At 74.0% G+C, this 14,170-nt stretch carries 10 protein-coding genes; 4 read left to right on the forward strand and 6 right to left on the reverse strand.

Features of this window, described 5'->3' with window-relative positions:
* Positions 1-367: 367 nt before the first annotated feature.
* Both ADK67_RS13030 and ADK67_RS13035 read left to right on the forward strand, forming a co-directional pair.
* Complete coding sequence (locus ADK67_RS13030; RefSeq protein ID WP_082403432.1) at positions 368-1,693, forward strand: GGDEF domain-containing protein; 1,326 nt, start codon at positions 368-370, stop codon at positions 1,691-1,693.
* Positions 1,694-1,802: 109 nt separating this feature from the next.
* Entirely contained in the window at positions 1,803-5,120 is a 3,318-nt protein-coding gene (locus ADK67_RS13035; RefSeq protein ID WP_053716673.1) for a tetratricopeptide repeat protein, read from the forward strand.
* Here the strand turns inward: ADK67_RS13035 and ADK67_RS13040 are convergent.
* The 3 genes from ADK67_RS13040 to ADK67_RS13050 form a co-directional block, all read right to left on the reverse strand.
* Complete coding sequence (locus ADK67_RS13040) at positions 5,098-5,661, reverse strand: DUF4865 family protein (protein WP_231648158.1); 564 nt, start codon at positions 5,659-5,661, stop codon at positions 5,098-5,100. The genes ADK67_RS13035 and ADK67_RS13040 overlap by 23 nt on opposite strands.
* Positions 5,662-5,672: 11 nt before the next feature.
* The gene (locus ADK67_RS13045; protein WP_053716747.1) at positions 5,673-6,614 is read right to left on the reverse strand and encodes a P1 family peptidase; all 942 of its coding nucleotides are present in this window, start codon (positions 6,612-6,614) and stop codon (positions 5,673-5,675) included.
* A gap of 175 nt (positions 6,615-6,789) precedes the next feature.
* On the reverse strand, positions 6,790-8,211 hold the full coding sequence (locus ADK67_RS13050; protein WP_053716675.1) for a pyridoxal phosphate-dependent decarboxylase family protein: 1,422 nt from the start codon (positions 8,209-8,211) through the stop codon (positions 6,790-6,792).
* Positions 8,212-8,230: 19 nt separating this feature from the next.
* Here ADK67_RS13050 and ADK67_RS13055 point away from each other — a divergent pair, with 19 nt between their 5' ends.
* Positions 8,231-9,505 (forward strand): carboxylesterase family protein, encoded by a 1,275-nt coding sequence (locus tag ADK67_RS13055; RefSeq protein ID WP_082403433.1) that lies wholly within the window; start codon positions 8,231-8,233, stop codon positions 9,503-9,505.
* Here the strand turns inward: ADK67_RS13055 and ADK67_RS13060 are convergent.
* Positions 9,498-10,397, reverse strand: coding sequence for an LLM class flavin-dependent oxidoreductase (locus ADK67_RS13060; protein WP_053716677.1), 900 nt, complete (start codon positions 10,395-10,397; stop codon positions 9,498-9,500). The genes ADK67_RS13055 and ADK67_RS13060 overlap by 8 nt on opposite strands.
* A 56-nt stretch (positions 10,398-10,453) precedes the next feature.
* Here ADK67_RS13060 and ADK67_RS13065 point away from each other — a divergent pair, with 56 nt between their 5' ends.
* Entirely contained in the window at positions 10,454-10,918 is a 465-nt protein-coding gene (locus ADK67_RS13065) for a MarR family winged helix-turn-helix transcriptional regulator (RefSeq protein ID WP_197289422.1), read from the forward strand.
* A 9-nt stretch (positions 10,919-10,927) separates the two neighbouring features.
* On the opposite strand, the gene ADK67_RS13070 is transcribed toward ADK67_RS13065, so the two are convergent.
* Together ADK67_RS13070 and ADK67_RS13075 are read right to left on the reverse strand one after the other, a co-directional pair.
* A complete protein-coding gene (locus ADK67_RS13070) occupies positions 10,928-12,028 on the reverse strand; it encodes an NAD(P)/FAD-dependent oxidoreductase (RefSeq protein WP_053716678.1) in 1,101 nt (366 codons plus the stop codon).
* A 98-nt stretch (positions 12,029-12,126) separates the two neighbouring features.
* Positions 12,127-13,815 (reverse strand): DEAD/DEAH box helicase, encoded by a 1,689-nt coding sequence (locus ADK67_RS13075; protein WP_053716679.1) that lies wholly within the window; start codon positions 13,813-13,815, stop codon positions 12,127-12,129.
* Between the last annotated feature and the right edge of the window lie 355 nt (positions 13,816-14,170).

Consider the following 14,170-nt stretch of genomic DNA (forward strand, 5'->3'; position numbering starts at 1 on the left):
GCGCGCCGGCCGCGGGAGCCGGAGTGCTCGCCGCGGCCCGCGCGTGGCCTCGGGTGGTGTCGTTCACGGTCGTGGGAACACGTCTTCACCAGATCTTGTCGCGCATGGCGGCGCACCTCCCCTCGACGTTGTTCTCGGCAGGAACACCCGCATCAGGGATTCACCAGATCTTGTCGCGCACAACCACACCTCGCTCTCGTCTCGACACGGCTTCCGACCAGCGGTTTCACCAGATCTTGTCGCGCAACGCAGTCACCTCCAGTGGTTTGCGTCACCCCGGTAGCGGCTGACAGCGACACAGGTCACCATTACTGTGACCCTCCGTCCGGACGCCATGACGGTCCGGGGTAGACAGTCGTGAGGAACCATGGGCAGAGCGCGTTCGACGTCGCCGGGCGATCGACGCTGGTCACTATGGTCCCTGCCCGGACGGGCCCTGGTGTACGTGCTGTCGGTGGATCTGCTCGCCGTTCTCGCGATCGCCGCGACCACCGCGTGGCCGGTGCCCGCCGACTCGTGGACCACGTTCGCCGTCCTGGCCGGCTGCGCCGCGCTGCACCTGCACTGCTCGCGCTGGATCGAGCGCATCCGCCGCGACCACAGCCACCTGCCGCACGTCGACCTGTGCAGCATCTGGATCCTGGCCGGCGCCCTCGTGCTGCCGCCCGCGCTCGCCGTCGCGCTAGTCGTGCTGATGTACGCGCACCGCTGGTGGGTCGTCGGCCGCTGGGACGCCTCACGCCCGCCGCACCGCAACGTGTTCACCACGTCGATGATGGTGTTGGCCACGCTCGCCGCGAGCACCGTGGCGGGCCTCACCGGCCTGCGCGACCACCTGCTCGCCGGGCAGCCGGGCGGCGCGCTCGACCTCGTCGGCCTGGTCGGCGCGGGCGCCGCCCAGTGGCTGGTCAACACGGTCCTGGTGGCCGCGGTGATCCTGCTGACCGTCCGGCCACGCTCGGTGAAGGACGCCCTCGGCAGCGGCGCGGACAACCTGCTCGAAGCGGGCCAGCTCGCGCTGGGCGGCTTCGTCGCGCTCGCCGTGGCCTGGTGGCCCGGGCTCGCGCTGCCGATGGTCGTCGCGGCCGTCGCCCTGCACCGCACCGTGCTCATCCACCAGCTGGAGCTGGCCGCCCGCACCGACACCAAGACCGGCCTGCTCAACGCCGAGGCGTGGCACCTGCAGGCGACGCTGGAGCTGCAGCGCACCCGCCAGCAGCCGCCCGGCGCGCGCGTCGGCCTGTTCATGATCGACGTCGACCACTTCAAGGACATCAACGACACGCACGGCCACCAGACCGGCGACCTCGTGCTGCGGCGCATCGCGGCGGCGCTGGAGAGCGCGGTGCGGCGCGGTGACGCGGTGGGCCGCTTCGGCGGCGAGGAGTTCGCCGTGCTGCTGCCGGGCGTGGACCACGAGGAAGCGATGGCGGTCGCCGAGCGGGTGCGGTCGGAGGTCCACCGGGTGCTCGTCGACGACGGCAACGGCGGCGTGGTGGCCGGTCTCACGGTCAGCATCGGCATCGCGGTGTGGCCGGAGGTCGCCGAGGACACGGTGTCCGGGCTGCTCGCGGCGGCGGACGCGGCGCTGTACGAGGCGAAGCGGCTCGGCCGCGACCAGGTGCAGGCGGCGGGCAGGCACCGCCGGGCCCGGTGGACGCCGGCGGCCCGGTCCGAACGTCCCGGGGTGTAACAACCGCGACTACCCGGCGGATCTGCTACAGGTCGGGCCTCCGGTGGCGTAGTTTCTGCCCGCCACCTCCGACACGGTGGACTTCCTCGCTTGCAAGGGTCGTGAGCCAGTGGACCTCGGTGCCCCGCACGGCATCCGCTTCCGCTTCGAAGCGGGGCTGCTGCGTGCCGTCCTGCTCGACGTGCACCGCAAACCGCCCGTCGACGCCGGCGAGGAGCTGACCGCCGAGGCGGGCGCCCGCGACCTGCTGGTCGAGGAGACCCGGGACGGGCACGTGCGCGCGGTGCTGCGGCAGCGGTTCGACCTGCCCGTGCCCGCGCGCTGGCAGCTCGCCGTGGACGCGCCGGCCACCGTGACCGCCGACGGGGTGTCGTTCGCCCTGCCGGACTCCGTGGCGCTGCGGGTGTCCGGCTCGGCGCCGTGCGAGGTCGTGGACGGCGGGGTGCGCGTGCGGTTGCCCGCGGGCGAGTCCGCCCTGGACGTCACGGTGATCAGCGAGCCGGTGTTCGAGGTCGGCGACACGGTCGTGGTGTGCCGCCCCGACCAGCTGCGCGAGGCCGCGGTCGTGGTGTCGTGCCTGCCCGCGGACCGCGTCACGCCCGTCGTCGCGCTGAGACCCGGGGACGCGTCGTCGCACCGGCACGACCGGCTGGTGGCCCACCTGCTCGACACGACGGGCGTGCGCCGCGCGGTGTTCCTCGCCGAGCCGGAACCGGACGAGGAGCTGTTCGGCGACCTGCCCGAACGCCTGCACCTGCCGTGCGACGACCAGCCCCGGGCCGCAGACCTCGCGGCGTTGGCCACCAAGGCCTGGGAGCTGCTGCGCGGCGGCGGCGAGCCCGACCGCACGCTCGACGTGGCGCCGGACGCCGATTTCGTCGCCGCACTGTTCACCGCCCTCCGCACGGGCGCGGCGCTGCGCGTGGACGACGACGCGCCGCCCGTGCCGTTCGCCGAGCACAACCCGGCCGACGGCGACGAAGCCGTGCTGGTCGAAGGAACCGGCGAGGTGGACGACCTGATGGCCGCCGTGTACGCGCACCACCGCGGCGCACGGCTGGTGATCACGCCGAAACCCGACCTGGCCGCGGTGTGCGCGGTGGTGGCCGAGGAGCAGGAGCGCGTCACCGCGGCGGCCGGCGCGATCGGCGACGCGGTCAAGGGCATCGGGTTCGTCGAGGCGCTGTGGCGGTACCTGTCCAGCGGCGGGCACGACCCGTACGCGGCGGTCGAGGCCGTGGTCACCGCGCAGGTGCCCGCCGAGGTGATCGCGGAGGTGGGCGACCGCGCGCTCACCGCGTTCACCACCGGCCTGCCCTACTCGTTCGTGCACACCGAGGACGTGAACTGGGCGCGCAAGCCGATCGGGCACGTGGTCGCCGACCCGGCGCTGGTCGTGCTCACCGAGCTGCACCGGGCGGGCGTGGCGCGCGAGCCCGGCGCGTTCAGCCTGGTGTTCGACTCGGGCGCGTTCACGCTCGGCGGAGACGGGAACCGGACCGCGGCGCCCGAGACGTCCGTGGGACAGCTCAGGCACCACACCCATCCGATCGTGCTGTCCGAGCAGGACTCCTCGCCGGACGTGCTGCGCGGTCTGGTCGTGGACCTGCCGGTCGAGCTGGTGTTCTTCAACTGCCACGACGCCGACGACGCCATCGTGCTCGGCGGGCACGCGCTGCCGGACGACGACATCCCGGTGACGCTGCGGCACCGGCCCATCGTGTTCAACAACTCGTGCCGGTCGTGGACGCGGCTGGGCCGCGAGTTCGTCCGCGCCGGCGCCCGCGGCTACATCGGCACCCTGTGGACCATCCCGCCGAACCTGGCCGCCGGGTTCGCCCGCACCGTCGTGCGGCGGCTCACCGCCGAGGAGACGCCCGCCGCGCGGGCCATCGTCAACACCGGCACGCCGGGCGGCATCGAGCGGTCCTACCTGTACGTCGGCACGGTCAACGGCCGGCTGGACGAGTGGCGCGACCGGTCCACCACCGACGCCGAGGCCGCGTTGACGGGCTGCGAGCTGCTGGCCGCCGCCGCCCGCGACCGCACCGGCCCGCTGGCGCCCGTGCTGCACCGGGAGATCTCCGCGCTGCGCGAGGTCGCCGGCGCCGGTGAGGCGGCCGAGACCCCGGCCTACGCCGAGGTGCTGCTGGCCGAGCTGGGACTGGAGGACGACGACGAGCGGGCCGCCGTCCTCGTCGAGCGGGTCGACGGCCTGCTGTCCGGGCTGGACCTCCCCGAGGACGAGCTCGAAGCCCTGTGGGCGACCAGGTTCGAGCTGACCGGCGACCGCTTCGAGCGGCGCGGGGAATACGGGGCCGCGCTCGCGGACTTCGAACGGTGTGTGGGCTTGGGCGACGCGTGCCGCGACCGAGCGGACGTCCTGCTGCGGATGGCGAGGCTGCTGATGCGCGAAGGCAGAACCGACGAAGCCGGACAGGCTGCCCGGCTGGCGTACGAGGAGCAGCGGGTGCGGGACGACAGACCGGGGCAGTTGGAGTCGATCACGGTGCTCGACGGGCTCGGCGACGCCGACCCCGAGACCGCCCTCCGGTACGCCGTCGAGGGCCACGACCTGGCCGAGGAGCTGGGCGACCGCGCCCGGCAGGCCGAGTTCGCGCTCGCCGAGTGCGACCGGCGCCGTGACCGCGGCGACCTCGTCGAGGCGATCGAGGCCGGGTCGCGTGCCGTGGAGCTGTTCCGCGACCTCGGCGACGACCGGCGGGAGCTGGCCGCGTTGCGCCGGCTCGGCGCGTGCCACCGCGACCGGGGCGACCTGGAGACCGCGCAGCACTACGCCGCCGTCGGCCTGGCCCGGGCCGAGCAGGTGGGCGCGGCGGCCGAGGTGGCGTCGTTCCACGACGACCTGGGCGGCGTGCTGACCGCGCGCGGCGAGCACGGCCAGGCGTTGGGGCACTACCGGCACGCGGTGGAGAAGCTGGTCGCGACCGGCGCGTGGGAGCGCGGCGCGGAACTGCTGCCGCACCTGGCCGTCGGCGCGGTCCGGGCGGGCGACCCGGAGGCGCTGTGGACCGCGGCCCTCAGCGGCGGCCTGATCTGCGAGGTCGCGCCGCGCGAGGTGTGGGCGTCGGTCGTGCCGCTGGTGGTCGACTCGATGAAGCGGGCGATCGAGACCGGGCCGCTGGAGCTGACCGAACGCGGCATGACCGACTTCGCCAGCGCGGTGACCGCGGGCAACCGGGAGGACATGCCGTTCCAGGTCGGTCTGCTCGCGGACGTGGTGGTCGTGCTGCTGGCGTGGCTGATGGACCGCGCCGACACCGGCATCGTCGCGTTCGCGCGCGAGCTGGACCGCACCAGCGGAGGCGTGTTCGACCTGGTCGGCTACGTGTCCGTGCCGTACGGCGACCGCGCCCGCAACCCCGGGACGGGCCGGTCGCGGCCTACCAGTGTCGGCCCGCGCTGAGGTCGTCCAGCTCGGGCCGCGACAGGTGCAGCACCTGGAAGCGGACCTCGACGTCGGGCGCCGTGCTCCACAGGCTGAAGTGCACGAGCTCCCAGTTCCTCGGGTCGATCGCCAACGCGGTCGAGTGCAGCGCGGGGTCGTCCTTGAGCCGCTTGAGGTCGTCGAGCGCCTGGTCGACGGCCTCGGCCGGGTCGGCGTCCGCGGGCAGCCGCCACGTGCGCTTGGTCGCCGCGGTGGGCACGTCGGCGGCTCCCCGTTCGAAGGCGAGGCCCGCCCAGTGCTGCACGGTCGGGCGGCCGAAGTCGGCGCTCAGACCCCGGAAACCCGGACCCCACAGGAAGCTGTTCATGCCCTCGGCGGTGCGCCACAGGTAGAACGGGGCGTACTGGTTGACCGGCGAGCCGTCCACACCGCGTTCCCGCACGCAGTAGGCCTTGAGGCCCAGGCCGGGGAAGGCGTCCAGCGCGGAGCCCCTGGTGGCGACGCGGGTGCGGATGACGTCCATGTCGTAGTCGGCGGGCAGGGTGATCTCGTAGTGCATCGCGTGCATGGTCAGTTCCCCCGGTACGTGGCTGCGGTGCGTGGGTAGAGCTCGCGGTAGGCCGCGAGGTGGCCCCAGGGCGTGGTGACGGACTCCGCCCGGAACAGGCCGTGGACCAGCGCCCGGGCGAACACCGCGCGTGCGGCGGCGAGCACGGCGTCGGTGTCCGCGTCGTGGGTGCCGGTCGAGGTGGCGAACACGGTGTCGCCGTCGGTCAGGCCGTGAGCCGGGCGGACGGCCGTCGCGAGACCGTCCTGGGCGGCGTTGGCCAGGGCGAACAGGTGCGGCAGGCGGGCGTTCGTGGCGATCGCGCCGATCACGGTGTTGAACGGCTGGGCGTGGCCGGTGGTCCGGGCCGCGTCGAGGTCGTCGCCCTGATAGGCGGGGAACTCGTCGGGCAGGCCGAGGCGCGTGGCGAACGGTAGGCCGGTGCCGACGTCGACGGACGGGCCGACCGCGTTGAGGACGGCGACCGCGCCGACGACCACGCCGCTGGGCAGCGCGACGCTCGCCGTGCCCAGGCCGCCTTTCAGCGTGGCGTTGAGCGCGCCCGTGCCCGCGCCGACGTTGCCCTGGGCCACCTCGACGCCCGCGTTCCGCACGGCCTCGGCGCCCTCGTCTTGGCCGGGCCGGGCGTGGAAGTCCCCGCCCCGACCGAGGTCGAACAACGCGGCGGCGGGCACGAACGACCCCAGCTCGCGCGCCGCCCCGTCCGCCGCCGCGAGCCCGTACGCGCTGCCGCCCGTGAGCACGACGCCAGGCACTTCCCGGCCGCCGTGGCGGGGGTCGAGCGCCGCGGTGTCCCGGGTCGCCGGCGCACCACCCCGGACGTCCACAGTGGACAGCGAGCCGGGCGGGAACAGCACCGCCGTGACGCCGGTCAACGCGCCGTCCCCGATCCGCGTGGCGTGCCCGACCAGCACGCCCGGCACATCGGTGATCGCGTTCCGCACGCCGTCGATGCTACGACCGACCCGTTCCCGCGGCGCCGTCGGCACCGGCTGCCCGCTCCGCGCGCTCGTGGAAGACTTGCCCGACGACGCGATGGGCGTGCGAGGAACACAGCAGGTTCCGGGCGCGGCGGTCGATGATGGCCAAGATGCGGTGCAAGTGAATCGCGACCGCCCGTCACCGCAGGCGGGCGCCGATTTCGCGGACCACGGAGGCCAGCAGGTCGACGTCCTCCTCCGTGGTGCGCCAGTTCACGATCGCCGGCCGCAGCGCCACCATGCCCCGGTACACCGTGGTGCCCGCGTACACCCGGCCGTCTTCGATCAGCTCCTCGCCCAGCCGGCGGTTGAGGGCGTCGAGGTCCTCCTCGGGCACGCCCGGCGGGCGGTAGCGGAAGCAGACGATGAAGAGGGTGATCGGGGCCAGCAGTTCGAGGTCCGGGGCTTCCCCGATGCGGCGACCGAGGCGCAGGGCCAGGTCCTGGTGGCGTTCGACCATGGCCCGGTGGCCGTCGCGGCCGTAGGCGCGCAGGGTCGCCCAGATCGGGAACGCGCGGGCGCGGCGGGACGACTCCGGGCCCAGGTTGTTGTAGTTGACGAACTCGTCGTCCGGCTCCGGCAGGTACGCGCTGTTCCAGCTGCCGAACGCGCGCCCGAGCAGGGTCCGGTCCCGCACGAACGCCATGCCGCTCTCGTACGGCACGTTGAGCCACTTGTGGCCGTCCGCGGCCACCGAGTCGGCCCGCTCCACCCCGCGCACCAACCCGGCCGTGCGCGGCGACACCGCGGCGAACAGGCCGAACGCCCCGTCGACGTGCAGCCACGCCTCGTGCCGCTCGGCCAGGTCCGCCAGCTCGTCCAACGGGTCGAAGTCGCCGCCGTTGACCTCACCCGCGTTGCCGATCAGCACGGCCGGCCCCGACGACGCCAGCTCGCGGTCCAGGGCGGCCACGTCGAGCCGGCCCGCGTCGTCACGGGTCAGCGTCCGCACGGTGTCCCGGCCCAGCCCCAGCACCTGCAGCGCCTTCCGGCTGCTCGGGTGCACGTACCCGCTGGAGAACACCGGCATCCGCGGCAACCCCGCCAGGCCGTCGACGGTCACGTCCACCCCGTGCCGCTCCGCCCACCAGTGCCGCGCGCACGCCAGCCCGGTCAGGTTCGCGAACGTCGCGCTCGGCGTGAGCACACCGCCGTGCGACGCGGGCAGCCCGAGCAGCTCCTTCAACCACCGCAGCACCACCGTCTCGGCGTGCGCGGCGAGCGGCGAGGCCGGGTACAGGCCACCGGCCTGGTCCAGCAGCGACGTGACCCAGTCCGCCGCCTGCGCCGCGGGCGTCGCGCCGCCGACCACGAAGTGGAAGAACCGGGGCCCGGACGAGTGCGTGGCGGCCCGCGTGCCGATCCGCAGCAGGTCCGCGACGGCGGCGATGGTGCCGTCACCGCCGTCCGGCAGCGGCCCGTCCAGGTCCTTGATCAGGTGGGCGTGCGTCGCGTCGCGCACCGGCAGGTGCGGCAGCGCGTCGAGGTACGTCCCGGCGGCCCGCGCCACCATCCCCAACGCCTCGGCGGCGTCCTCTCTAGCGTTCAGCGGATCACCCATCATGGCAGAGTAGGCGCTGATGACACGACGTGGACAGTTCCGCGGCCGGGCGGTCGACGCCGAAGTGGACGCCTTCCTCGGCATCCGGTACGCGGAGCCGCCGTTCGGGCCGCGCCGGTTCGCCGCGCCCGTCCCGGCGGACTTCGCGGGCGACTGCCGGGAGTTCGGGCCGATCGCGCCGCAGTCCGCGCGGCTGCCCGGTGCGCCGGTGTGGCGGCCGGGCGACGAGGACGTGCTGACCCTCAACGTCTGGGCGCCGTCCACTTCGGACGGACCGTGGCCGGTGCTGTTCTACGTGCACGGCGGCGCCTACACGTTCGGCTCGTCCGCCCAGCCCGACTACGACGGCGCCGCGCTGGCCCGGGCCGGGCTGGTCGTGGTGACGTGCAACTACCGGCTCGGGTTCGAGGGCTTCGGGCACGTGGACGGTCGGCCGGCCAACCGCGGGCTGCTCGACCAGCGGGCCGCGCTGCGGTGGGTGCGGGAGCACGTCGCGGTGTTCGGCGGCGATCCCGGCAACATCACCGTCGGCGGGCAGTCGGCGGGAGCCGGGTCGGCGTTGTTCCTGGCGTCGTGGGAGCCGGTGCGGCGGGTCATCGCGCACAGCGTGCCGAACCGCGTCTACCCGGTGGCGTTCGCGCGCCGGGTCGCGGAGTGGATCGACGCCGGCACGCCGGAGTCGACGGTCGCGTCGGCCGACGCTCTCGCCGCCGCGCAGCGCACCGGGCCGTTGAGCTACGACCCGGTGCTGTTCGGACCCGTCGCCGACGCGCTGCCCGCCCTGGAGGTCGACGCGCTGCTGTGCCACGCGGACGTCGAGTACGCGCTGTTCGACGCCGTGGGCACGTTCCGGCCGCCGGCGGACCTGCGGGCGTTCGGCCGCGCCTGGGGCATCCCGGAGCACGTCGTGGCCGCGTACGAGCACTTCGAGGACGCCCACGTGCGGCTCGCGGGCGACTTCGTGTTCGCCGAACCCACCACCAGGCTGGCCGAGGCGCACGGCCGGGCGTTCCTGGCGCGGTTCACCCGGCCGCCCGCCTGGCACACCGCGGACGTGCCGTTCTCGTTCGGCAACCTCGACGGGGCCGACTTCTTGATCGGCGGCCCGGCCGGCGACGACGAGCGCGCGCTGTCCCGGCGGATGCTCCAGGCGTGGGTCGACTTCTGCACCACCGGCGATCCCGGGTGGACCGGCGTGCGCCACTGGGGCGACGAGGTCGAGGCCCGGCGCGCGCCGTGGCGCGGAGTGGACCTGCCCGCGTCCGTCGACTACCCCGTGCAGCCCGTCACCTGACGGCCTCGCGCACCGCGGGCACGATCTCGTTCGCCCACGTCCCGAGCGCCACGTCGGTCAACGGCTCGCGCACCGGGAAGTACACGACACCGGCGGCGTCGTGCTCCAGCACCGCGCCGGTCAACTCCTCGACCCACTGCCCGACCGAGCCGCCGACCCACCGGCCGTCCGCGTCACGGGTCGCGGCGAGCGGCGTCGCCGTGATCGCGCCCGGCAGGTTGTAGACCGTGGCGACGTCGCGCGGATCCCGGCCGGCGGCCGTCGCGGCCTCGTCGATCACGGGCCGGGACGTGCGGTACCGCTCGCTGAGCCAGTCCGCCGCGTGCCCGGGGATCCACCCGTCGGCGAGCTTCCCGGTGACCGCCAACGACTTCGGCCCCACCGAGCCCGTCCACACGGGAGCGGCGGGCGCCGCGGCCGGGCGCAGCGCGGTCACCCGGTAGAACTCGCCCTCGAACGTCACCGGCTCGCCACCGCCGGACAACGCGCGGACGAGCGTGATCGCCTCCTCGAACGCGCGGATGGCGGCGCCGGGCGTCAACCGCTCCACCCCCAACCGGGCGATGTCGTCCCACAGCCCTCCCGCGCCCATGCCGAGCACGATCCGGCCTCCCGACAACGCGGACAGCGACGTCACCGCGCGGGCGAGCATCGGCGCGGGCCGGCTGGGCAGGTTGGTCACGCTCACCAGCCCGGTGATGCCGGTCGTCCGGCCGAGGGCGACCCCGAGCAGCGAGTAGGCGTCCAGCCGGTCGGCGAAGTACGGGTGGTCGGAGGCGCTGAACAGGTCCAGGCCCGCGCGGTCGGCTTCGACGGCGTGCCGGAGGCTCTCCGCGGCCCGATCGACGGCGGTGCTGATCCCGACCCCGAACAGCGGTGGGCGTGTCGACATCGGAGTGACGTCCTTCCCGGTGGATGGTTCGTGCTACGAACGAGTATCGTGGCCTCATGGCCAAGGCCGATGGTGAGCAGATGGGCATCGTCACCGCGCTGGTGCGCGTCGCGTTCCTGGTGGACGCCGTGTACGCCGACTCGGCGCGGGAGTACGGCCTGACCCAGCAGCAAGGGCAGCTGCTCTGCGTGCTGATGCCCCGGTCCTACGGCATGGGCGAGCTGGGCGGGGTGCTCGGCCTGGCGAAGTCGAGCCTGAGCGGTCTGGTCGACCGGACCGCGCGGCGCGGCCTGGTCCGCCGTGAGACGGACGCGCAGGACAACCGCGCGGTCCGGGTCGAGCTGACGCCCGAGGGCAGCCGGCTCGCCGACGAGTTCTACGCCGAGACGTGCCGCCGGATCGAGCGGCTGCCCTCGGGCCTGCCCGACGCCGAGCGGGAGGTCCTGGCGGACCTCCTGTCCCGCGTGGTGCGGGACAACGAGGTGCCGCCGGTGTTCATGGTGCTGGACGAGCAGGGTTGACGGGCGGCGTCACCGAGTCGCGGGGTCGACGCCGAACAGCTCGACGAACCGCCCGGTGAACAGGTCGGCGCCCTTGTACTGGGCGACGGCCTCCGGCGACAGGAGCGTCGTGCCGTCCGGGCCCGGGAACTGGCCCACACCGCGCTCCGGGCCGAGCGGCAGCAGGATCGACGGCACGGGGGACGGGCGGTAGGTGGCGGTGGGCTGCTCGCCGCGCACCTGGGCGACGATGTTCTTCGCCACCACCTCGGCGTGCTGCATCGCGTACCCGGCCATCTTCGCCTCGGCCAGGTCGGTGATGTCGCCCAGCGCGTACACGTTGCGGTGGCCCTCGACGTTGAGCGTCCCGGTCACCCGGACCCGGCCCTCCGGCGTCCGCGCGTCGGCCAGCGCGCCGTCCAGGTAGCCGCCGTTCACCCGCACGCCGTGGCAGCGGAACCAGATGTCGGCGGTGACCTCGCCGTCGGTCGTCGCCACGGTGAACGTCCCGGCCCGCGCCGGCTCGGTCGGCGGCTCCTCGGTCAGCGCCGTGCCCAGCCGCACGTCCACGCCCACCGCGTCGAGCTGGTGGTGCAGCGCCTCGCGCAGCTCGGGCCGGAACCCGGGCACCAGCTGCTCGGCCGGGTCGACCACGGTCACCTGCTTGTCCGGCCACACCGCCTTGATCTCGCCCGACAGCTCCAGGCCGACGGGCCCGGCGCCGACGATCAGCACGCGCGGCGCGTCGGCGAGTTCCTTGTGGGTGGCCCGCAGCCGGTCCAACGCCTCGGTGGACGAATCGGTGTCCGTCTTCGCCGGGTAGGGGTAGCCGGAACCGGTGGCCAGCACGACGTAGTCCGCGGCGATCCGCTCGCCGGACGCCAGCGTGACGCCGTCCGGGTCGACCGACGCGGCCCGGTCGCGGACGACCCGGCCCTGGGTGAGCAGGCGGTCGTACGGGAAGAAGATGTTGCCCGCCCAGTCGGGCTTCACCAGCGCCCGCAGCGACCCGGCGGCGTGCACGAACGCGTCCTTCGGCTCCACCAGGACCACGTCCGCGTCCTCGTCCAGCGCCTTGGCGACCGCGGCGCCCCCGTACCCGCCACCCACGACCACGACAACACGACTCATCTCGGCACTCTCCCCAGCGATCAGTAGTTCGTCCCACGAACCATACTAGTTCGTAGGACGAACTGACAAATCACTGCCGGGATCGTCCCGGGGAATGGTCAGCGCGGGTCGTCGCGCTCCCGCCGCACGGTGACCTTGCGGCCCTTGATCGTCGCGCCCCGCAACGACGCGATGACCTGCTGCGCGGCCGCGTCCGGCACCTCGACCAGCGAGAACCGGTCGGCGATCTCGATCGCGCCGATGTCGCGGCCGTTGAGCCGCGCCTCGCCCGCGATCGCGCCGACCAGGTCCTGCGGCCGGATGCCCGAGCTGCGGCCCGCGCCGACGAACAGCCTGGTCATGCCCGCGGACGGGCGGCGCGGCTTGCGCGGCTCACGGCGTTCGCCGCCACCCTCGCGACCACGGCGCTCACCGGACGGCCCGGACCTCGGCACGTACTCCGGGATCTCCTCCTCGTCCGCCGCCGCGCCGGTGGCCTCGTGTGCGAGCTTGACCGCCGCCAGCGCCACCTCCATGACGTCGAACTGGTCGGTCAGCGTCTCCACCACGACCCGGAAGCCCTCCAGGTCGTCCTCCAGCAGGCTCTCGTGCAGCGCGGCGCGGGTCAGCTCCAGCTTGCGCGCCCGCAGGTCCGCGATCGTCGGGACCTTCTCCATGTGGATGCGCTGCTTGGTGACGCGCTCGATGGTCTTGAGCATGCCGTGCTCGCGCGGCTCGGCCAGGGTGATCGCCACGCCCTCGCGGCCCGCCCGCCCGATCCGGCCGATGCGGTGCACGTAGGACTCCGGCGCGGACGGCACGTTGTAGTTCACGACGTGCGTCAGCTGCTCGATGTCCAGCCCGCGCGCCGCCACGTCGGTGGCCACCAGCAGGTCGGCCGTGCCGTTGCGCAGCCGTGCCATCACGCGGTCGCGCTGCTCCTGGCTGATGCCGCCGTGCAGCGACTCGGCGCGGTAGCCGCGCCCGTTCAGCGTCTCGGTGAGCTGGTCGACCTCGTCGCGCGTGCGGCAGAACACGATCGCCGCGGTCGGCGCCTCGACGTCGAGCACCCGGCCCAGCGCGGCGGGCTTGTGCGCGCGCGGCACGACGTAGGCGCTCTGCCGCACCTTCGGCGCCTCGCCCGGCTCGGCCTGCTCGCGGCCGATGGTGATGCGCACCGGGTCGGACAGGTGCTGGCGGGCGAGCCGGTCGATGCGGCCCGGCATGGTCGCGGAGAACAGCACGGTCTGCCGTTCCGACGGCGTCTCGGCCAGGATCGTGTCCAGGTCCTCGGCGAAACCCATGTCGAGCATCTCGTCGGCCTCGTCGAGCACGACGACTTCCAGGTGCTCCAGCTTCAGCGTGCCCCGGCTGAGGTGGTCGACCGCGCGGCCCGGCGTGGCCACCACGACGTCCACGCCCTGCTCCAGCACCCGCAGCTGCCGCCCGATGGGCTGGCCGCCGTAGATCGGCAGCACCCGCGCGCCCAGCTCCCGGCCGTACCGGTGCACCGCTTCGGAGACCTGCACCGCCAGTTCCCGCGTCGGCACCAGCACGAGCGCGAACGGCGCGCGCCGGTCGCGTTCGCCGCCCGCCATGCGCTCCAGCACGGGCAACGCGAACGCGGCCGTCTTGCCGGTGCCGGTGGCGGCCTGGCCGAGCAGGTCGCGGCCGGCGCTCAGCGGCGGGATGGCTTCACGTTGGATGGGGGTGGGCTCCTCGTAGCCGAGGCCGGACAGCGCCCGGAGCAGTTCGGGGCGCAACCCGAGGTCGGCGAAGCTGGTCCGGTCGTCGGGCTCGTCGTTCATGCCCTCAAGTCTCGCTGATCGCCCCTGAACCGCTCGGTGAGGGGGGTCGCGCGCCGCGGCCGCTCCGGAATTCCGCAGCCACCGCCCACCGCGCCGGGCCGCCCGGATCGGGCGACGGGATGGCGACCACCCGCGCGGTGCGGCGGTCGTGGAGGGATCGCGACGCGAACACGCCGTCAAGGGTCGAACGCACCACACGACGAGATCCGAGGTCGACTCGGGGATTGTCGGGAATTGACGGTTAACTGACGGTTGCCGCACGACGGTTGATCTGTCGCGAAAGCGGGAATCGTGCCGCGCGCGGACGTGAAACATTTTTCGGTGGCGTTGCCGGGTGAGGCGCGGCAACCGCTCG

It is taken from the genome of Saccharothrix sp. NRRL B-16348 (genome assembly GCF_001280085.1).
Classification (GTDB): Bacteria; Actinomycetota; Actinomycetes; order Mycobacteriales; family Pseudonocardiaceae; genus Actinosynnema.

Excerpts from the sequence above, each read along its gene's own strand:
- ADK67_RS13055 (WP_082403433.1), top strand. The coding sequence starts at position 8,231 with ATGACACGACGTGGACAGTTCCGCGGCCGGGCGGTCGACGCCGAAGTG.
- ADK67_RS13075 (WP_053716679.1), bottom strand. The coding sequence starts at position 13,815 with ATGAACGACGAGCCCGACGACCGGACCAGCTTCGCCGACCTCGGGTTG.
- ADK67_RS13050 (WP_053716675.1), bottom strand. The coding sequence starts at position 8,211 with ATGGGTGATCCGCTGAACGCTAGAGAGGACGCCGCCGAGGCGTTGGGG.
- ADK67_RS13070 (WP_053716678.1), bottom strand. The coding sequence starts at position 12,028 with ATGAGTCGTGTTGTCGTGGTCGTGGGTGGCGGGTACGGGGGCGCCGCG.
- ADK67_RS13065 (WP_197289422.1), top strand. The coding sequence starts at position 10,454 with ATGGCCAAGGCCGATGGTGAGCAGATGGGCATCGTCACCGCGCTGGTG.
- ADK67_RS13060 (WP_053716677.1), bottom strand. The coding sequence starts at position 10,397 with ATGTCGACACGCCCACCGCTGTTCGGGGTCGGGATCAGCACCGCCGTC.
- ADK67_RS13040 (WP_231648158.1), bottom strand. The coding sequence starts at position 5,661 with ATGCACTACGAGATCACCCTGCCCGCCGACTACGACATGGACGTCATC.
- ADK67_RS13030 (WP_082403432.1), top strand. The coding sequence starts at position 368 with ATGGGCAGAGCGCGTTCGACGTCGCCGGGCGATCGACGCTGGTCACTA.